The sequence below is a fragment of the Pseudomaricurvus alcaniphilus genome (assembly GCF_011440395.1).
In the GTDB taxonomy this organism is placed as follows: Bacteria; Pseudomonadota; Gammaproteobacteria; order Pseudomonadales; family Cellvibrionaceae; genus Pseudomaricurvus; species Pseudomaricurvus alcaniphilus.
Window position 1 is genome coordinate 266,418 of sequence record NZ_JAAOIX010000003.1, and the last position, 20,616, is coordinate 287,033.

19 protein-coding genes are annotated in these 20,616 nt (G+C 54.3%); 12 read left to right on the forward strand and 7 right to left on the reverse strand.

The features are described from left to right. Positions 1–34 precede the first annotated feature (34 nt). The 7 genes from dmpE to G8764_RS09550 form a co-directional block, all read right to left on the reverse strand. Positions 35–817 (reverse strand): 2-oxopent-4-enoate hydratase, encoded by a 783-nt coding sequence (dmpE, locus tag G8764_RS09520; RefSeq protein ID WP_166164388.1) that lies wholly within the window; start codon positions 815–817, stop codon positions 35–37. Positions 818–841: 24 nt separating this feature from the next. Next, on the reverse strand, positions 842–1,714 hold the full coding sequence (locus G8764_RS09525) for an alpha/beta fold hydrolase (RefSeq protein WP_166164389.1): 873 nt from the start codon (positions 1,712–1,714) through the stop codon (positions 842–844). A 52-nt stretch (positions 1,715–1,766) separates the two neighbouring features. After that, entirely contained in the window at positions 1,767–3,227 is a 1,461-nt protein-coding gene (locus tag G8764_RS09530; RefSeq protein ID WP_166164390.1) for a 2-hydroxymuconic semialdehyde dehydrogenase, read from the reverse strand. Positions 3,228–3,273: 46 nt separating this feature from the next. Then, positions 3,274–4,197, reverse strand: coding sequence for a catechol 2,3-dioxygenase (locus G8764_RS09535; RefSeq protein ID WP_166164391.1), 924 nt, complete (start codon positions 4,195–4,197; stop codon positions 3,274–3,276). Beyond that, entirely contained in the window at positions 4,194–4,610 is a 417-nt protein-coding gene (locus G8764_RS09540; protein WP_166164392.1) for a 2Fe-2S iron-sulfur cluster-binding protein, read from the reverse strand. The genes G8764_RS09535 and G8764_RS09540 overlap by 4 nt, the downstream gene beginning before the upstream one ends. Positions 4,611–4,961: 351 nt before the next feature. After that, positions 4,962–6,665: a sigma-54-dependent Fis family transcriptional regulator gene (locus G8764_RS09545; RefSeq protein WP_166164393.1), complete on the reverse strand. Its 1,704-nt coding sequence runs from the start codon at positions 6,663–6,665 to the stop codon at positions 4,962–4,964. A gap of 95 nt (positions 6,666–6,760) precedes the next feature. Further along, entirely contained in the window at positions 6,761–7,081 is a 321-nt protein-coding gene (locus G8764_RS09550; protein WP_166164394.1) for a hypothetical protein, read from the reverse strand. Positions 7,082–7,115: 34 nt separating this feature from the next. On the opposite strand from G8764_RS09550, the gene G8764_RS09555 reads away from it, so the two are divergent. The 12 genes from G8764_RS09555 to G8764_RS09610 all read left to right on the forward strand — a co-directional run bounded on the left by G8764_RS09555 (position 7,116) and on the right by G8764_RS09610 (position 20,616). Continuing rightward, on the forward strand, positions 7,116–7,424 hold the full coding sequence (locus G8764_RS09555; RefSeq protein WP_166164395.1) for a phenol hydroxylase subunit: 309 nt from the start codon (positions 7,116–7,118) through the stop codon (positions 7,422–7,424). Positions 7,425–7,452: 28 nt separating this feature from the next. Continuing rightward, positions 7,453–8,439, forward strand: coding sequence for an aromatic/alkene monooxygenase hydroxylase subunit beta (locus G8764_RS09560; protein ID WP_166164396.1), 987 nt, complete (start codon positions 7,453–7,455; stop codon positions 8,437–8,439). 12 nt (positions 8,440–8,451) lie between these two features. Then, entirely contained in the window at positions 8,452–8,721 is a 270-nt protein-coding gene (locus tag G8764_RS09565; RefSeq protein ID WP_166164397.1) for an MmoB/DmpM family protein, read from the forward strand. A 27-nt stretch (positions 8,722–8,748) separates the two neighbouring features. Then, on the forward strand, positions 8,749–10,251 hold the full coding sequence (locus G8764_RS09570; protein WP_166164398.1) for an aromatic/alkene/methane monooxygenase hydroxylase/oxygenase subunit alpha: 1,503 nt from the start codon (positions 8,749–8,751) through the stop codon (positions 10,249–10,251). 72 nt (positions 10,252–10,323) lie between these two features. Beyond that, positions 10,324–10,686: a phenol hydroxylase subunit P4 gene (locus tag G8764_RS09575; RefSeq protein ID WP_166164399.1), complete on the forward strand. Its 363-nt coding sequence runs from the start codon at positions 10,324–10,326 to the stop codon at positions 10,684–10,686. Between the two features lie 30 nt (positions 10,687–10,716). Beyond that, the gene (locus G8764_RS09580) at positions 10,717–11,778 is read left to right on the forward strand and encodes an NADH:ubiquinone reductase (Na(+)-transporting) subunit F (RefSeq protein ID WP_166164400.1); all 1,062 of its coding nucleotides are present in this window, start codon (positions 10,717–10,719) and stop codon (positions 11,776–11,778) included. A 514-nt stretch (positions 11,779–12,292) separates the two neighbouring features. Next, the gene (locus G8764_RS09585; protein ID WP_166164401.1) at positions 12,293–13,234 is read left to right on the forward strand and encodes a YCF48-related protein; all 942 of its coding nucleotides are present in this window, start codon (positions 12,293–12,295) and stop codon (positions 13,232–13,234) included. Position 13,235: 1 nt separating this feature from the next. Then, complete coding sequence (locus G8764_RS09590; RefSeq protein WP_166164402.1) at positions 13,236–15,626, forward strand: efflux RND transporter permease subunit; 2,391 nt, start codon at positions 13,236–13,238, stop codon at positions 15,624–15,626. A 51-nt stretch (positions 15,627–15,677) separates the two neighbouring features. Beyond that, positions 15,678–17,348, forward strand: a complete 1,671-nt coding sequence (locus G8764_RS09595; RefSeq protein ID WP_166164403.1) for a DUF1302 family protein — start codon at positions 15,678–15,680, stop codon at positions 17,346–17,348. A 24-nt stretch (positions 17,349–17,372) separates the two neighbouring features. After that, a complete protein-coding gene (locus G8764_RS09600) occupies positions 17,373–18,689 on the forward strand; it encodes a DUF1329 domain-containing protein (RefSeq protein WP_166164404.1) in 1,317 nt (438 codons plus the stop codon). Between the two features lie 127 nt (positions 18,690–18,816). Continuing rightward, positions 18,817–19,767: a ketopantoate reductase family protein gene (locus G8764_RS09605; RefSeq protein WP_243748718.1), complete on the forward strand. Its 951-nt coding sequence runs from the start codon at positions 18,817–18,819 to the stop codon at positions 19,765–19,767. A 171-nt stretch (positions 19,768–19,938) separates the two neighbouring features. Further along, entirely contained in the window at positions 19,939–20,616 is a 678-nt protein-coding gene (locus G8764_RS09610) for a cupredoxin domain-containing protein (protein WP_166164406.1), read from the forward strand.

A 20,616-nucleotide genomic window follows, 5' to 3' on the forward strand; every position in this document is an offset into this window, starting at 1 on the left:
GATAGGTGTCGGGTGGGTTGCTGCGAGCCGCTGCTCAGGTAAAGCGCACCGAGGCAGAACCAATGCCGCCAATGCTGACCGTCATAAAATCACCCGCTTGTACTGGCTCCAGCGGCACCAGCGAGCCGGATAAAATAACCTCGCCAGCCTTGAGAGGAATGCCAAATGTGCCGAGGGTATTGGCGAGCCAGGTGACACAGTTGACCGGGCTGCCCAGGGCAGCGGCGCCGGCGCCGGTGGATATGATCTGGCCGTTCTTTTCCACCACCATGCCACAGGTAGAGAGGTCAACCTTGCCAGGGCTGACGGCGGAGTCCCCCAGCACAAACAAGCCACAGGAGGCGTTGTCGGCGACGGTGTCCTGGATTTTTATCTGCCAGTTTTCGATGCGGGAGTCGACCACTTCGAAACAGGGCATGACGCAATCGGTGGCCGCTAACACATCGGCGTTGGTAATGCCGGGCCCAAGCAGGTCCTTTTTCAGGATAAAGGCAATTTCCCCCTCGGCCTTGGGCTGAATCAGCTTGGCACTGATGGGCATTTCCTCGCCCTGGCTGTAAGCCATATCGTGGGTGAGATAGCCAAAATCCGGCTGGTGCACGTTGAGCATGGCTTGCACCGCTTTCGAGGTGACACCGATTTTTTTACCGATCACCCGCGCCCCGGCGGCTATGCGCCGCTCCAGCATTTGCAGGGAAATATGGTAGGCGTCGTCAATGCTGAGTTCATAGCGCTGGGTCAGTGGCGCCACGGTTTTACCTTCGACCATGGCGGCATAGAGTTCGTCCCCACAGGCGCTTATTTGTTGCTTGTCCATTATCGTGTCCATTGGTTGTTGAATTTACTGGGCTTCTGTAAGGAAATCGCTCACCAGCCTGGCAAAGCGTCCGGCGTGCTCGATCTGGGTCCAGTGCCCACAGCGGCCGTACACATGCAGCTGGGCATTTGGGATCCAGTCGCTCAGGGTCAGGCTGGTCTGCAGGGGAATGACCTGGTCCTCGCGGCCGTGAATCACCAGGGTCTCATGGGGCAGGGCGCGGACATCCTCTTCCCGGCTGGCCAGGGCATCCACCCAGCGCTGCCGTGGGGCGGGGAACATGGCCGCAAACGATTCCTGGAAACCGGGCTGGATACTGGCCTGGTAGCGCAATTGCGCCAGCTCGTCGGTCACCAGGTCGCGGTTAAAGGCGAAGGTATCCATCAGTGATTTCATGCGGGCAATGGAGGGTTGGTAGCCCCATACCGCATCCAGCCCCGGGGTGAGGGTGAACGGCACCCCGGCGCTGCCCATCAGCACCAGTCGTCGCACCCGCTCGGGGTGACGAATCGCCAGCGCGAGGGACAGGGCGCCGCCGAAGGAATTACCCACCAGGTCTGCCTGCGCTATATCGAGCGTATCGAGCAGATCGACAGCGTGTTGCACCCAGCGATCAACGCTGTAGTGGTTGTCTGCCGGACGCTGGGTAAAGCCAAAGCCGAGCATATCCGGCGCTATGACCCGGCGCTGTAACGCCAGCTGGGGTATGACCAGGCGCCAATTGGCCCAGGCACTGACGCCGGGGCCGGAACCGTGGATCAACAGCACGGGTTGGCCTTCCCCGAGATCGTGGAGGTTGGTCAACACCCCACCAACATCGATCCTGTGGCCAATTTCGGGATTGGCCTGGGCCGCACTGGTTTGGTATCTACTGCTTTCACTGCTGCTGATGGTCATATGCTCGCTCTCGTTTCTCCCTGGTGGACAATGTGCTGCTAGCCACTGTCCGCTAAAGTTTGATACAGATATTTTTGGTCTCGGTGTAAAACTCCAATGAGTGCACGCCACCCTCACGGCCGATGCCGGACTCCTTGGCGCCGCCAAAGGCGGTGCGCAAGTCGCGCAGGAACCAGCTGTTTACCCAGACGATGCCCACTTCCATGGCTTCTGCCACCCGGCAGGCGCGGGCGCTGTTCTCGGTCCAAATGGTGGCCGACAGGCCGTAACGGGTATCGTTGGCCAGGGCGATGGCTTCCTCTTCGCGATCAAACGGCCGGATATGGCAGCAGGGCCCGAAGATTTCCTCGTTGACCACCCGAGCGTCATCGGCCAGGCCGGTCCAGATAGTGGGCTCGATCCAGGCGCCTGCATTCAGTTCCTCACCCATATCCGGCACACCGCCGCCAATGATGACTTCGGCACCCTCGGCCACAGCGAGCTGGTAGTAGGACAGAACCTTGTCGCGGTGCTCCTGGCTGACCAGCGGGCCAAAATCCACGCTGGGGTCTTCCGGGCGGCCGAGTTTCAGCTGTTCGACCCCCGCTTTCAGGCGTTGCACAAATTGTTCAAAGATCGGCCGTTCAACATAAACCCGCTCCGTACCGAGGCACACCTGGCCACAATTGACGAAAGCCGAGCGCATGGTGCCTTCGATCGCCTTGTCCATATCGCAATCGGCAAAGACGATGGCCGGGTTCTTGCCGCCGCACTCCAGGGAAATATTGCGCAGGCCCGCCGCGGCGGAGCGCATAATGATTTCCCCGGTGCGGGTTTCGCCGGTAAAGGTAATGGCGTTGACATCCGGGTGACTGGTGAGAAAGGCACCGGCCGAGTCTGGCCCGAAGCCGTGCACGACGTTGTAAACCCCGGCCGGCACACCGCATTCATTCATAACTTCACCCAGCAGGGTGGCGGTGGCGGGAGTCTCCTCCGAGGGCTTGACCACTACGGTATTGCCGCAGGCCAGCGCCGGGCCAACTTTCCAGGTCATCAACAACAGCGGCAAATTCCAGGGGCTGATGACCGCAATCACACCCTTGGGGCTGCGATGACCGTAATTCAGGGCGCCCTTGCCGTCTGGAGTGTCGAGCTTGAAGGCCTCGGTAGGGTGGTTGGCCAGGGTCTCGGAAAAGGCCTTGAAGTTGGCGGCGCCGCGGGGAATATCGATATGGGAGGCAATTTTATGGGGTTTGCCGGTATCCAGGCACTCCGCCTGCAGGAACTCATCGAAACGCTCGTTGATGCGGTTGGCCACCTTGTCCAGTAATTTGATCCGTTCGGCCTGGGGCATACGTCCCCAGGGGCCCTGCAGTGCCGCTTTGGCAGCGGCCACGGCGGCGTTCACTTCCTGCTGGCCGGCTTCGTGGACCAGGCCAATCAATTGGTTATCCACCGGGCAGCGATTCTCGAAGGTTGCTGCGCTGCTGGAGGCGCTAAATTCGCCGTTAATAAAATGCTTGAACTCTTTCATCGTAGTCCCGTTTAATTCAATGAATGGGTGTGCCAGTGCAGCTCTGTCAGGTCAACACGGTTAAAAATCGCTCGTTCAACTGACGGTCGTGGTAGAAAATGGCCTTGCCCAATTGTTCAGCCTGCCAGGTCACCGGTGGGTGGTCGGGGTAGTGATAGTCGCCGCCACAAAAGACTTCGGAGCGATTGCCGCAGGGGTCAAAGAAGTAAATGGTCTTGCCGTGGGTGAGTCCATGGCGGGTGGGGCCGATATCCAGCGACACATCGTTCATGGAAATCAGGTCGGCGGCACGCAGCACGTCCTCCCAGGTTTCCAGCCAAAACGATGCGTGATGCAGCTTGCCCTGCTCCGGGTGCTCGATAAAGGCGACGTCGTGGGCTTTGGAACTGGTGGTTAGGAAGCGGGCGATGATGTTGCCGTCCGGCTCGATCACTTGCTCCGCGAGATCGAAACCGAGCACTTTGCAAAAGATATCGGCGGTGCCGGCAATATTGGGCCCGTACAGTAAACAGTGGTCAAAGCGGACTGCTTTCATGCCGGTGAGACCTTGGGGCCAGGCTTCCGGATTGACCTCGCCGATTCCCCATTTGCCGGTTTGTTGTTTGCTGGCGAAGAGTTCGAAGTAATGGCCGCTAGGGCTGTTGAATCGCACTCGACGACCGCAGTCCAGCAGCTCACCCGCGGGTATATCCTCCACCTCACAGCCGAATTCGATCAGCTCGGCGCGGAGGCTATCCACCACGTCTTCGCTCAGGCACTTGAAGCCGACAAAATCCATTCCCGGTGCGTCTGCTTCACGTAATACCACGGAGAATTTATCCACTTCGGTCCAGCCTTTGAGGTAAACCCGACCCTGCTGGTCACGATCCATTTCAATCAGGCCAAGCAAGTCGCGATAGTGTTTCAGGGCTTCTTCCATATCCAGTACCCGCAGCTGTATATGGCCGGGACGCATCACACCTTTCTTCATTTGAATTTCCTCTGCGATTTATTATTTGATGGGTTGTTGCCGACAGTAGTTGCCGGTGAGTCACTGTAGAATTGAGTATTCCTGTGGGGCCGCTCGCTGCAATGATCTGACTCGACAGTCAGGTCGCTCAGTGGCATAACCCGGCAGGCGAGGGCAAAGCCTGCTTCGGCCTGGTCCTCCGCGATGTGGGTTTTGCTCATGCGCTTGCAGCTGTATTCGCCCGACAGTATGCGAACCTTGCACACGCCACAACCGCCACCGCGACAGCCTATGTTTATGCAGCTACTGTTCGCTAACTCCATACTGGCGAGTAAGCTCTGGCCCGGTCTACAGCGGTATTTTTCACCGCGGTTGACCACCATGATTTGAAAATATTGACCTGCGCCAGTCGCAGGGGTTAGCTTTTCTCGCATTATGATTTAGCCACCAAAGCATTATTGTCAGTTCACTTACCTGGTGGTTGCAGCTACTGTGCCAAGATTTTATATGCCCTCGAGAAAAACCTGTTTTGTGTTATAACACACTGAAAAATATGTGTTATTTTTGTTGTTAAAATATTTTCCCAAGGTGTTTCAAGTGATAACAGGATGTCATCGGCAGGATTTTCCTTGGCCAGTTTTATCAAATGATAAAGCGGTTGGCACAAGGCTAACGAGTTGGTGAGGTGCGAAGCCGCTCTGCTTATCGGCAGCTGGTAGCAATCAATACAGACTTGGAGCCGAATTGCTGCCACAAGCTGCCGATTTGATCCGGCGCGGAAGTGTTCAGGAAGTTTGTTTCTTTAATCGGTAAGCCATTTGCGGCCGGGTAATACCCAGCAGGCGCGCGGCCTGGGCGATATTGCCATCGGTCTTGTCCATAGCCTGTTGCAGCAACTGGCTCTCCAGTTCATCGAGATTGAGTTTGCTCTGCAACAATTGCTCGACCAGGCTTGATCCCTGCAGGCCCTCGGTCAAACCGGCGCTCTCGACCTTGCCAGTGGCGGTCGCAATGTGTAGCGGGTGAGTTGGTTCGGTGAGTGATGGGAAAAAGGAATTCATTTCAATGCTTTGATTGTTGTCGGTAAGTATGATTCCACGCTCAATCATGTTTTCCAGTTCACGTATATTACCGGGCCACCTGTAACTGAGTAGCGCTTGCAGGGCTCTGTCGGAGACACCGGAAGTCTTTTTGTTGTACAGGTTGTGATATTTCTCCAGGAAATGCTCGATCAACAGCGGGATATCTTCGATGCGCTCCCGCAATGGTGGAATAACAACCGGGAAAACATTCAGGCGATAAAAGAGGTCAGCGCGAAAACGCCCCTGCTGTACCGCTTGAGCCAAATCTTCATTGGTAGCGGCCACCACCCGCACGTCAATTTTGCGGGTTCTGTTGTCGCCCACTCGCTCCATCTCTCCCTCCTGCAGAACACGCAGCAAGGTGGCCTGGGCGCGAGGGCTCAGTTCGATGACTTCGTCCAGAAAAATAGTGCCGCCGTCGGCGCGTTCGAATTTACCCTCCCGCGATTCGGTGGCACCGGTATAGGCGCCTTTGCGCACCCCAAACAATTCGGCTTCAATCAAGTCCGGTGGAATACAGGCACAGTTAACAGCTATAAACGCTTTGTCAGCGCGCTCGCTGCCAAGGTGCAGGCCCCGTGCTACCACTTCCTTACCCACTCCTGTTTCGCCTTGCAAGAGCACGGTTACGGTGCTTTCCGAGGCTCTTTTTATAAGGTGACATACCTGCTTGAAGGCTTTGGACTGGCCGACCGAATTAAACAGCAACTCCTCCGACGGAGATTGGTTGTCGACCAGGCTTTCCCGCAGGGTTGAAATTTCATAGCGCAGGGCGAATAGCTCTTCGATAATGTGGTCGGGCAACAGTTGTTGTTCGAGCTCCTCTTGATCGGGCCATTCCTCGGCCGGCTTGCCTACAATATGACAGTGTTTATCACCACAACCTGCGCATTCCACTTCCTTAAAAATAATTTTCTTTCCCATATAGTAGGAAGAAAACCCGCTGGCGTAACCGATCAGCAGCCAGCAAATCGGCTCTTCAGCGACACCGAACTCGGCCAGGTGAATATCTACCTCAAACGAATTGTACCAATTGAATTCACCGTAAAAATTTCCGGATGTCACATCAAAATCGAGTTTTTCCAGAGCTACATTCACCATACCTTTGAGTGCGTGTAACTGGGGGCCAATCAAAAATGCCTCGTCGGTGGATATTTCAGGTCGCAGTTTACGCGCCAATTCAGCGTCCTTCATGCCGGATTGGTAGCCAAAGCGCATCATAAATCCCCTGGCTCTTTCAACCCCCAGGGTCGCAATCAATTCCTTGCGCAATGAACCCATGACGCTGGCGTGGATCAACAACATGCGCTGCTCTGCCAGCCATATTTTGCCTTCCTGGTAATCAAAATGAATTTGTGAAATCAGGTCTTTTGGGGTTGAGAGAGTATGGAGTTTATCGTTGTTCATAGCGGTGCTCGTTATAGTTATATCTATCCTGATGGCGATAAGAAGCAGGTGTGTGCTGGCGTTTCATTGCGATACCATTTGCATATGATCTGCAATCAATGCGCCAGTTTGCGCTGTGAGTAGCCCTTCTCCTTTGCCGCTGCATTCCGGTGTTTTTTGGCGTGCTTGCAGTAATGCGGAAGCCTGTTCAAATCATCAAGGAATGCCAGCAGCATAACCATTTCATTACCCTTTGAACAGCGCCGTATGCTTACGACTTTTGTCGCAAGCACCGCAGAAGCAGCCCGGTCACGATTGAGGATATTATAAAAATAACAATAAAAACAATTGGTTAACAACTTTTTGTGTCGCGCCTTGGGGGTTTTGATGGACGGCTGGCACAGCGTTTGCTCTACCCCTTTCAGGAACTGTCCCATCAGTCTGCAATACCAATAAAAGTGATTGGAAAATATGAAAAAGCCTGATCCGAAAGTCGTTGCCAGTAATAGCCACAAAGATACATTTCGCCAGCTAAAAAAATATGTGCGGGTAAAAAGTGCTGCTGGCGCGCGCATGGTGGAGTTTGACTTTGCCATTGATGATCCCGGCCTGTTTGTCGAGTTGGTCATGCCGCGAACAGCCTTCGAGATTTTCTGCAGCAAGAATGAAGTGGTGCACATGACGGCAGAGCAAATCAAGGCGGTCGATGATGAGATGGATAAATGGCGTTATGGCGAAGAGACATTAATGGCCGGCAATCACCATCGATCGAACCAATAATCAACCTGAAACAGTAGGGAAAATAACTATGACACTTGAAATAAAAACGGCAAACCTGGAACCGATCCGGAATACCTACGCTAATATTGAACGCCGCTTCGGCGACAAGCCAGCGAGTCGCTACCAGGAGGCAACCTATGATTTAGCGTCAAAGGAATTCTTTCACTATCGCCCATTGTGGCAGCCGCAGAAAGAGTTGAACGACCCCACCAGAACCGTGATCGAAATGGAAGATTGGTACAGCTTTAAGGATCCGCGCCAGTTCTATTACGGTGCCTATGTGCAGCAACGCAGCAAAATGCAGGAGGTTGCGGAAAACAACTACGCCTTCTTTGAAAAGCGCAACCTGGATCGACTGATTTCTGACGACATAAAGCAGCAACTGATTCATTACCTGCTACCCCTGCGCCATGTGGAGCAGGGGGCCAACCTGAATAATATGTATGCGGCGGCTTACGGTACCGCAACCGCTATCACCCAAGCCTGCTTGTACAACGCTATGGATCGCTTGGGTATCGCCCAATACCTGTCACGTATTGGCCTGATTCTCGACGCTCACTCCGGTGCGGTATTGGCCGACGCCAAAGGTTGCTGGATGCAGGATTCTGCCTGGCAGGGAGTGCGTGCCTACGTCGAAAAAATGACAGTAACCGAGGATTGGTTTGAAGTGTGGGTGGCGCAGAATGTGGTGCTGGACACCCTGGTTTACGATCTCTACTACTACCAGTTCGACGCCTGGCTCAGCGACAATGGTGCCCAGGATGTGGCTATGTTAACGGAATTTATGCAGGTCTGGATGAAAGAGAATGACCGCTGGGTGGATTCCGTGATGAAAATCGTGTGTGCGGAATCAACTCACAACAGGGAGCAAATCCAGCGCTGGGTTTCGACCTGGAAAGACAAGTGCGTGACAGCGTTGCAGCCCCTGGCCAGCGAATTGCTGGGCGGCGACGCACTGGCACAGGCCGTCTCGGTACTGGATAAACGCCTGGCGAAAGCCGGCCTGTATAAATAAGGAATAACACAAATGTCTAAAGTATATATAGCTCTGCAAGATAATGATGTGTCTCGCTATATCGTCGAGGCGATTGAGCAGGACAACCCCGATGCAACCATTGTCCACAACCCGGCCATGATCCGCATCGAAAACGAAGGGCGCCTGGATATCAAACGCGAAACCGTTGAGGAGTTTATTGGTCGCGACTGGGATGTGCAGGAATTGCACCTGAACCTGATTACCATTGGCGGCAACGTCGACGAAGACGATGACTGCTTCAGTCTGTTCTGGAAAGAATAAAAGTAAATTGATAAAGGTGGAATGACGATGAGTGCGAAAAAACTGAACCTCAAGGAAAAGTATCAGTTGTTGACCCGCGACCTGGACTGGGACTACTCCTATGAAGATCGCCAGCAAGCTTTTCCGTTTGAGGAATTTGAAGGCATAAAGATTACGGATTGGTCCAAGTGGGAAGACCCGTTCCGCTTGACCATGGACTCCTACTGGAAGTACCAGGCGGAAAAGGAGAAGAAGCTCTACGCCATCTTTGATGCGTTCTCGCAGAATAATGGCCACTTGAATATCTCCGACCCGCGTTATGTCAACGCCCTGAAGATATTCCTCACTGCTGTGTCGCCACTTGAGTACGGCGCCTACCAGGGTTATGCCCACGTCGGCCGCCAGTTCAGTGGTGTAGGTGCACGTGTGGCCTGCCAGATGCAATCCATCGATGAATTGCGTCATATCCAGACCCAGATACATGCGATGAGCCACTACAACAAATTCTTTGACGGCCTGCAGGACTTCCGCCAAATGCACGACCGGGTCTGGTATCTGTCGGTTCCGAAATCGTTTTTTAACGATGCCCGCGCCGCTGGGCCATTTGAATTCCTGGTCGCCATTAGCTTCTCGTTCGAATATGTGCTGACCAATCTGCTGTTTGTGCCGTTTATGTCCGGTGCTGCCCACAATGGCGATATGGCAACCGTAACCTTTGGTTTCTCCGCGCAATCTGATGAAGCGCGGCACATGACCCTGGGTCTGGAAATTATCAAATTCCTGCTGGAGCAGCACGAAGATAACGTGCCAATCGTGCAGAAGTGGATCGATAAATGGTTCTGGCGTGGCACTCGTTTGTTAAGCGTCGTTTCCATGATGATGGATTATATGTTGCCCAATAAAGTGATGTCCTGGAAAGAAGCCTGGGAGATGTACTTTGAAGAGGCGGGCGGTTCACTGTTTAAGGACCTGGCGCGCTACGGCATTCGGATGCCGAAGTACTCCGATATTATTGAGAAAGAAAAGGAGCATCTTTCCCACCAGGTCTGGTGGACATTCTATAACTATGGTCACGCCGCTGGCTTCCATACCTGGATCCCATCCGATCAGGAGCTGGACTGGTTGTCCGAAAAGTACCCCGACACGTTTGACAAGTACTACCGCCCGCGCTGGGAGTTGGCGAAAAAAATGGAGGCCGAAGGCAAGCGCTTCTATACCAAGGCCCTGCCACAGTTGTGCAACACCTGCCAGGTACCCATGTTATTTACTGAAATGGACGACCCGACCCAATTGTCATTCCGGGAATCGGTTTACAAAGGGGATCGCTACCATTTCTGTTCCGACGGCTGCAAGGATATTTTCGACGATGAACCGGAGAAATTTGTCCAGTCGTGGTTGCCGGTGCACCAGATTCTGCAGGGCAATTGCGGTGGCCCGGAGCTGGATAAAATCCTGGGCGAATTCTACGGTTTCAATGTCGGTGCTGACAACATGGATATCAAAGGCTCGCCGGACGAGAAGCGCTGGAAAGAGTGGAAAGGGGTCGCTTGACAGGCCAATAAATGCAACGCCGGGATTGCTGAATGACATAACAATCCCGGTCAATTACTGGAGAATAAAATCATGGCTGTATATGCAGTAGTACCCGATTACACGGGTGAAGTACTCGACAGAGTAGAAAATTTTAACGGCAACCAGTTGGTATTTGTCAGCTGGGACCGACACCTGATGTTCTGTGCGCCGTTTGCCTATCCGGTGCCTCCGGAGCTTCCTTTTCGAGCGCTGATCGAAGAGGTAATGCCAGAAGCATTTGGCGAACATGAAGAATTTGAGAAAGTAAACTGGAAAACGGCCGAATGGCTATTGGATGGCCAACCGTTTATTCCCCAGCTGGATGTGTCACTGCGGGAACAAGGGGTGGGTCATAAATCGCTGTTGCGTTTTTCTACGCCTGAGTTAACGGGTTTCCAGGGCGCGGCTGTATAAGCGTTCACGGCTACAGAAGGGGAAAGGGTTATGAGTTACGAAGTGACAATCGAGCCCACGGGCGACGTCATTGAAGTAGAAGAGGGGCAAACGATACTGGATGCGGCCTTGCGCCAGGGTGTGTGGTTGCCCTTTGCCTGCGGTCATGGCACCTGTGCCACCTGCAAATGCCAGTTGCTGGATGGCGATGTGGAGTTGGGCAATGCCTCGCCGTTCGCGCTTATGGATATAGAACGGGATGAGGGCAAAATTCTCGCCTGCTGTGCCATTCCGGAGTCGGACCTGGTGATTGAAGCGGATATCGACGTGGACCCTGATTTCGCCGGCTTCCCGATCAAGGATTATACCGCGACGGTGACTGAGGTTCGCGATTTGTCGCCCACCATTAAAGGCGTCTATTTTGACCTGGACGGGAGTATGGAATTTCAGGCGGGGCAGTATATCAACCTGAATATTCCCGGTGTCGACGGTGTTCGGGCATTTTCTATAGCCAATAAACCTTCATCCGGTGAGGTGCTGGAACTGCATGTCCGCCTGGTGCCCGGCGGCGCCGGAACATCCTATATACACGAAACCCTTAAGCCCGGTGACAGCCTCAAGGTGTCGGGCCCCTATGGCCAATTCTTTACCCGTAAATCCGATAGCAAGGACGTGATCTTTATTGCCGGCGGTTCCGGACTGTCCAGCCCCCAGTCCATGATCCTGGAATTGATAGAAGAGGGCGATTCCAGGCAGATCTATCTGTTCCAGGGCGCACGCAATGCAGGGGAGTTGTACAACCGGGAAATATTCGAGACGCTGGAACAGGAACACAGCAATTTTCATTATATTCCCGCGCTCAATGCGCCGGAGCAAGCGGATGATTGGCAGGGTTTTACCGGCTTTGTCCACGAGGCGGCAAAATCGTATTTTGACGGTCGCTTTGACGGACATAAAGCCTATCTCTGCGGGCCGCCACCCATGATCGATGCCGCTATTACCACCCTGATGCAAGGGCGTCTGTTCGAGCGTGATATTCATATGGAACGCTTTCTCACTGCAGCGGATGGTGCAGAGGAGCAGGGCCGCTCGGCGCTGTTTAAAAAAATATAATACTGTCTAACCGCACGCTTCTGACAGGCCAGCACTTCGCTGGCCTTTTTTGTTTGGGTTGTGAAAAAGCTCTGCGCCGACGGGCGCGGTTGGCGCTGTTTGTATCCTAATGATTCACTCGCATTTGCCTTGTTAACCATATGGTTAAGCCCGGCCAGGCCGGCAGCAGTGCAAACTTTGCTCTGTTTTCTAATTGCTTGTTTGTCAACGCCTAACTCGTTGAAAAATATAAAGTTAAAATTTTCTGAATAGCTGTTTCAGTGGCTGGCACAGTGCTTGCTCTTTACTACTTGCATATCACAACTTGCTAATCACAAAAAGTCACCTTGTGAGCGTGAAAATAATTATCAAGTGGTAGCGCAACACGTTAACGAAATCAGGCAGTGCAAATACAATGTCGATAATTAAAACAAAAGAAATCAGCGCAAAGTTCATTTTCAACCCAGCTGCTACAACAGGTTGCTCGGCGAGGTTATATCCCCCGGCGGCTATTAAAGCCCTGTTGGCCGCTAGTGTGTTGCCTTTGCTTCTCGGCGGCTGTGAGGCACGCCTGGATTTGCAGGGCATCAACCAGGAGTTGCAGAAAACCGTTCGCCGCACCGATCAGTTTCAATCTGTCGCGACCAACGATTCACACCTGGTCGCAGTGGCGAACGACGGTGTGATGCTGGTCAGCAGCATCGATAACATCAATTGGCAGCGTACGATTGTCGAAGGCGAACCCGCATTTGTCGAAGTGGTGAGCTGTGCGGATCAAAGCTTCGTGGCCCTGAGCATGGACAAAAAAGTCTGGGTCAGTGAGGACAATGGTGGGCACTGGCAGGCGTCACGGATACCCACTTCTGAGGACGTACTGTCACTAGCCTGCGCACCGGACAATCGTGTCTGGGTAGTGGGCAGCTTTACCTCCATCTTTCATGCCGACAAAGGCAGTGACGCCTGGGACGAGCAGACCTTGAATGAAGATGCCATGCTCACCAGTATCCAGTTTGTCAATGAGCAGACGGTTTACCTCACCGGCGAGTTTGGCCTGGTGGTCCGCTCCGATGACGGCGGCTTTAATTGGAATCCCCCCGAGTATATCCCTGACGATTTCTATATCCACGGCGCCTTTTTCCGCTCGGAAAATGAAGGCTGGGCCGGCGGACTCAATGGCCAGATATACCATACCACCGATGGTGGCGTCAGTTGGAGCCAACAGACTACGCCCACCGACTCACCGGTGTACGGCTTTTTAGCCAGCAGCCAGGGACTCTTTGCCTACGGCGACCACAGCACTGTGTTAAAGAATGATGGCGACCGCTGGCAGCGTTTGTCGGTGGACGCAACACCGGTGTATTTAAGAGGTGCCGCGGCACTGCCGGACGGTGGTGTCATGTTGGCGGGTGGTAATGGCTCGCTGTTTAGCATGGACCTTTTATCGCCTTCATTTATAGCAGAACACAAGGGGCCATAACATGGATAAGAAATCCGCCAAGGCTCACAAGGCCACGCATTTTTTACACAATCTGGATGAGTCGGTATTCCGCCATCCAAAACTGATTCTCAGCCTGATTCTACTGGTGACTTTGTTTTTTGCGGCGCAAATACCTGGCGTGAAGATGTACTCGGATTTTTCCGACCTGTTACCGCAGGAACACACCTACATTGAATTGCACAATGAAATCAAGGAGTCCTTCGGCGGAGCCAATGTCATCATCGTCGGCGTCGAGGTGGAGCAAGGTGACATTTTTACCAATGCAGCGCTGGAAAAAATACACCGCATTACCATGGCGGTGGACAGTCTCCCCGGAGTCAACCACAACCTGGTGTCCAGCGTTACCCACCGCAATTCCCGCAAGGTGCGCATGACGCCCGAGGGCAATGTCAATTCTGAGGCCTATTACGATCCTCAGGGTGGCGACATGAGTGCGAGCCAGTTGGGTCTATTGCGCGCGGATGTCAAGGCCGATCCACGTGTCTACGGGCCGCTGGTGTCGCCGGATATGAAGATGGCGCTGGTAAAAGCGCAGTTGAATGAAGGCCAACTGGACTACATCAACACCTTTAATGAAATCCAGAAAATGCGCGCGCAAGAGGCGACGGATGGTATCCGGATTCATGTTACCGGGCAGCCGATGCTGGTGGGGTGGGCCTATCAATACCTGGACCAGATCATCGAGATATTTCTCTTTACCGCACTTATCATGGTGGCGCTGCTGATCTTTTATTTCCGCAAGGCTTACGGGGTATTGGTGCCTCTGGCGGCGGTTATTGTGTCTTCGATCTGGGGCGTCGGCATTATATCCCTGTTCGGTTACAACCTGGATCCGCTGGGGCTGGTGATACCGTTCCTGATTTCGGCCCGGGCCATGTCCCACGGGATCCAGATCGTCGAGCGCTACTACCTGGAGCTCAACGATCACGCCGATCACCATAAGGCCGCCCGCAGTACCTTTGAAAACCTGTTTCGCCCCGGCAGTCTCGGCGTCGTCTCAGACGCCATTGGCCTGCTGTTGATTGCTATCGGCTCCATACCCCTGAATACCAAGCTGGCGCACTACGCGTCGCTCTGGGCGCTGTGCATTATCGTCACGGTATTGCTGGCGGTACCGCTGTTGCTGTCCATACTGCCGAAACCGAAAAACATCGCCATAAGGCCCAATTTCTTTCGCAGCGTCGGCTTCGCCTGCGCCGATTTGATCAGCAGTCGGACCGCGGCCAAACGTGCGCTGTTTGTCGGCGCTGCATTCCTGGTCTGCGGTTGGTATTTCGCCTCCCAGGTGGTGATCGGGGAATCCGAACCCGGTTCGCCCATCCTGTACCAGGATCACGATTACAACCTGTCTTCCAAGGCGGTCAATGACAGCTTTCCGGGCTCGGAAGAGCTCTACATTGTGGCGGAGACAGACGCCAAGGGCGGCATCAAGCGGCCGGAAGTGCTGGCGGCATTGAGTGATCTGGAAGCGCACATGATGCTCGACCCGGAAGTGGGAGGAGCGAAGGGGGTGCCGGACCTGATCAAGCAGGTAAACCGCCTGCTGCATAACGATGACCCGCGCTGGATGCAAATTCCCAGTGATCCGGTCTATGTCGGCGGACTGATGTTTACCTACATGATGTCGAGCCCCATCCCCGGCGCCCTGAACGAATTTATCGATACCGACGAGCGGCTCGCCAACCTGGTCTTCTATTACAAGGATCACCAGGGCGAGACCATTCGCCGGGCGATACACACCGCGAAGCAGTGGATCAATGCCAACGCCGACCGGGTCGATGGCCTCGATATTCGCCTGGCAGGTGGCACCATCGGCGTCACCGCGGCCATGAATGAAGCGGCCTACGAGACCAATCTCTGGGTGCTGCCGTTGGTGTTTCTGCTGATCTTTGTGATGGTCATGTTTTTCTACCAGTCGCTGGCGGCCGGCAGCATGATGTTTATGGCGATGCTGTTCGCCACCACCTTGACCTACGCCTATATGGGTGTGACCGGCATGGGTATCAACATCAATACCGTACCCATCATCGCCGTGGGTGTGGGTGTGGGTATCGACTACTCCATCTACATGATGGATCGCATTCGCGCGGAAATGGTGGCCCTGAAACAAATTGACCAGGCGGTAAAACGCGCAATCAGTACCACTGGACTGGCCATCAGCTTTACCGCCATTACCCTTATCGCCGGCATTGTCATGTGGGTTTTGTTATCCGATCTGCGCTTCCAGGCCGATGCGGCCCTGTTGCTGACAGTAATGGTGGTATTAAACGCGGCGGCAGCAATGCTGCTGGTGCCAAGTTGGGTGCTGGTGTTCAAGCCCAAATTTATCTGCGAGGCCTATGCCGACGAAGACGGTGTTATTCACGGTTGAAGTCGATCACAGGCTTGCTATTTGCCATAAAAAACCAGAAGGGGTGTATTCATGTCCAATAAAATAACAAGGACTCTCAACACAATTTCCATGGGGGTCGCCGCCGGGCTCACCATGGGGGTTGCCAGTGGGGTCAACGCAGCAGAGATGGAGCGGGCGGGGTTCGTAGAGAATGCCACCTATTATCGCGACGGCGTTGGCCTGTCCAAATTTCGCAACACCATCCAGGGCGAGTTCAGCAAGGCACTGGACACCAGTTCCTGGAGCAATGTCACTATCAACGGGACACTGCGCGGTACTTACGATCGTGTCTACGACCTGAATGATAAGGAGTTTGGCAAGGATGCCGGGGAAGATTATCTGGGCCAGAACTGGCACCCGCGGGGTGCGGCAACCACATTTATTCCGGGGCCAAACACCACCATTCTTTCGGCCGGGGTAGCATTTCCCTGCGAAAACGATCCGTTGCTGTGCCGCAATCTCGGCGGCTATATGGATCAGGATGAAAATGACGCGATGTTTCCCGAGTTCAACGACGAGCTGGATTTTATTCGCGAACTCTATATTCGCGGCGACAAGTACCTGGACAATGGCGACGTAGTCTCGGTAAAACTGGGCAAGCAGCAAGTGGTCTGGGGCAAGACCGATCTGTTCCGGGTGCTCGATGTTATCAACCCGGTGGATTACTCCCGTCACAATATCTACGATGAACTGGAGGATATTCGCATTCCCCAGTGGATGGTAACTGCCGAGTGGCGCATGGGTTCGACGGCGACCTTTGACGACTCCAACTTTTCCATACTCTGGAATTTTGACGAGTTTCGGCCCAACAACCTCGGCACTTGTGGCCAGCCCTACAAGATCCTCGATGCCGGCTGTTTCTTCAGTGCCTATATCAACCTGGCGGATCTCGGCGCGCCATACTCCAATAATGTGCCCATTATCCACGACGTTGAAGACCCCAACTGGAGTTTGAGCAACACCCAGTTTGGTTTCAAGTGGGAGGGCGTCTATGGCGATGCCACCTTCTCGGTGAATGCGCTGCACTATCGCCAGCAGTTACCGTCGCTGCATTTTCGCAAACATCCGGTTGCGGCCCTGGCGGCGGCAGGATTACCTGCGCCTGACGGTGTCTTCGATATTCGCTTTCCACGGGTAACTTTGCTGGGCGGCGCATTCGACTACTACTCCATGGCAACCGACGCCACTTGGCGTATCGAGTTGGCCTACACCGAAGGTGAAGAATTGCCGCGGGATACCAACGGCCATAAGGCGACCTCGATGGCACGCTACGTCATTGGTATGGACAAAAATCTCATTATCCCGGCGCTGAAAGCGCGCAGCGCCTTCCTGATTTCGGCGCAGCTGTTTGGCGAGCATATTCTCGACCATGTCGCCGATATGCCCAATGACGAGGATAACTGGATTGCTACCCTGTTGTTCAAGGGCTGGTATATGAACAATCGACTCAGTCCGCAAATCATTATCGCCCACGATGTGGCCGCCAAATCCACGGTGGTCGCGCCCAGCATTTCCTGGACCCCCGATAATCACTGGACTTTCAATCTCGCCCTGAACGTCAAGAGCGGCGGCGATGAGACCTTTGCCTGGTCGGTCGCCGGTACTGAAACCTTTGAGCCGCTGGCGCGCTTTACTAACGGACCCATAGGTGTGGCTAACCAGGAAGATGAACTGCAGTTGACCGTGCGTTACAGCTTTTAAACCCGAATAAAAAAGGTAAATATTATGTTTAAGAAAACACTTTCTTCCCTGGCGCTCTGCGCCAGTGTGGCGGTTGCTGCCCAGGCGGCACCGATTTCCGAAGACGTTATCCAGCAGTCTTTTTATCCCTATGCCAAAGGTAAGCCCACTGCGGCGTCCATCCAGCCAGGCATGGTCATTAGCTCCGCCAATGTCGACGCGGTGAAAGACTATCTCGACCCGGCAATGTATCAGTTCATCAAAAACGGCGATACCGAGATTACGGTCAGTGACACCATGGATTTCGCCCTGCACGATTCCTATGTCGAAGCCACCCGAAAATACGCCGGGGACACGAGGCTGGGCGAAAAAATCGGTGAGATCGAGGGCTCCGAAGCGGGCCGACCCTTCCCGCAGGAGCCATCCCTGGACGATCCACGGGCCGGGGAGAAGCTGGCCTGGAACTACAAGAACGGCTATAACTGGGGCGATTCCGCCGCGATCATGCCGTTTTACTGGAAGTACCGGGACATGAACAGCGGCAAGGTTGAACGCACCGTCAAGTTCAATTTCCACTTTCTCAACTATACCCATCGCACCCAGCAGGAGCCCTATCCGGCGATTACGCCTAATCCTTCGAATTTGTTTCGCGGGATCTACGTGCAGGTGCTGGAGCCGTTTGATATTAAAAATACCCAATTGCTAATCCAGCGCTTTGATGACGATCTCAAGCGTGACAACGCCTACTTGTACCTGGGCTTCCAGCGCCGGGTACGGCGTCTGTCCACCGGTCAGGTGACCGACGCCTTTTTGGGGTCTGATTTGATGATCGAGGACTTCGAAGGTTACAACGGCCGCATCAGCGATATGAATTGGACCTATAAGGGCACCAAAACCATGCTGTTGCCGATGTACAATCACAACAACCTGGAGCTGGATACGGAAACTCACGCCGATGACGATGGATATCAAGTAGTGGCGTTTGGTGGCAAGGGGGGGTGCTTTCCCAATATCCAGTGGCAGCTGCGCAAGGTCTACCTGCTGGAGTCTGATCCGGTGGATCCCAACCACCCCATCAGCAAGCGGGAGCACTACATTGACGCGCAGACGTTTACCATTCCGCGCAATATTACCTACGACCGCAAGGGGGATATGTGGAAAAGCTGGTTGATCGGCCAGGCCCACCCGGATTATCACCTGCCGCAGAACAAAGGCACCGGCGTATCAATTGACGACTCCTTTTCGATGGTCGATATCCAGGCCAATCACTGCACCACCGGCCAATTCAAAGGTATTGTAGACGCCACTTTAACGCCGGAGAGCAAAATGACGGTGCAGAATTTGCGTGCCTCCGGGGCCTAAGGTAACCCGTCGCGGTGCAATATTCGCGATAGAGTTCAGTCTCGCCATTCTCTGGCATTGAATGGTTTTGGCCCGGGTGTTGTTAAAATCCGGGCCTTTTTTTTAGATGGAGGAATCGGTGAATATCATGATTTGGGGCGCCGGTGGCATTGGCTGCTACTACGGTGCCAGGTTGCAGCTGGCTGGCCACCAGGTCACCTATATCGCTCGCGGCGATCATTTACAGGCCATGCAGGCCAAAGGCCTTTCCGTTCAGCATGAAAGCCTGCAATTCAATGGCATGGTCAGGGCCATGAGCCAGCAGCAATTACAGCAGGACTGCCGCTGTAAGGATTTTGACCTGATCATCATTACCCTGAAGAGCACCGCCACGGTGGCGGCCCTGGGCGACCTGCAAGACTGGTTGCGGCAGGGCACCTGCCCGCTGTTATCCCTGCAAAATGGCGTTGACAACGAGCCGTTGATTGCGGCGGCGGTGGGGCAAGCCAGAACTCTGGGGGGGCTGGCGGTACGCATCGGTGGCCATATCGAGCAGCCAGGCAAAGTGGTTGCCAGGGGCGTCGCCCAGGTTTTGATTGGCGCCTGGCCCAGTGCGGAGGCCGCAGCGGCAGTAACTGGCCGGACCGATCTGGCCAGCTGGCATAAGCTTTTGGTCGCGGCCAACATCGATGCCCGGCTCAGTGACGATATCCGCCGCGAACTGTGGCGCAAGTTATTGATCAATAACGGCCTCAATCCACTGTCTGCCATCACCGGTCTGGATACCCGCGCTTTGACCTCCGACCCGGCCTTTGCCAGGGCCATAGTCGCGATCATGGCGGAGACCGCCGTGGCGGCCAGTGCGGATGGCGTGGATCTCGGGGGAGCCGATGTGGATGAAATGTTTGCCCTGATCAGCGGCTTTGATGCGATCAAGACCTCGATGCTGGTGGACCTGGAAAAAGGCCGGGAGCTGGAAATCGACTCCCTAAGCGGCGCGGTGTTGGCGCGTAGCCGGCAGCTTGGGGTGCAAGCACCTCTCACCGAACTGGTTGACGCTCTGTTGCGCCGGCAAGGTGTTCGCCAGGCCGGTGGATAGACTGTGGCTGCAATAGTGCCTGACCGGCAGGCACTTATCCTCCCAATTGTTTCGACTATCAATTTCAGTATTTTTCCCTGCTAGCCAGCTGGCGTAATGCCGGTTATAGCCTAGAGTTAAGGGAACGATAAATTCTGCGCGCCTTATTTTAAAAAGGCGTTATTTTTTTAAATGTCTAATAAAACAGCTATAAAGGGCGCCCCCGGGATGAGGTTGCTGGCACCGATACTACTGTCGTGCCTGGCCCTGTCATGCCTGGCGGGCGATGTAAGCATTCGAGTTAAGGGACCCACTGGTGATGTCGTCAGCGGGGTAGTGGTCTATTTACACGGTGATGATTTGCCAGAGCGCCTGGCGGCGCCGCGTGCAATCACCATTCACCAGCAGGGCAAGCGTTTTGCGCCCTACCTGAGTGTGACCCAAAGCGGTGATGAGGTTGTATTTACCAACCGTGACGATATCACCCACCATATCTATTCAGTCGCCGGGCCGAAGCGCTTTTCGTTCAAGTTGCGCGCCGGTGAGGAGCGGAAAGTGCGGCCGCTGTCGCAAGCGGGAGTGATCCCGATGGGGTGCAATATTCACGACTGGATGAGCGGTTACCTGCTGGTAGTAGACACCCCTTATTTTGGCTTTACGGACAGCGACGGCAGAGTGGAGTTTAACGACTTGGCGGCGGGTCAATACCGGGCCTTGGTGTGGCATCCCCAATTGCAGGAGGCCAGTGACCTGGCGCTGGATTTTCGAGTTCCCGAGACGGCAGCCCTGGAGCTGCACCTGAGTCGACCACTGGCGCAACTGCCGGTACAAAAATCTGTCAACGATTTTGATTTTCTTGAAGAATACTAA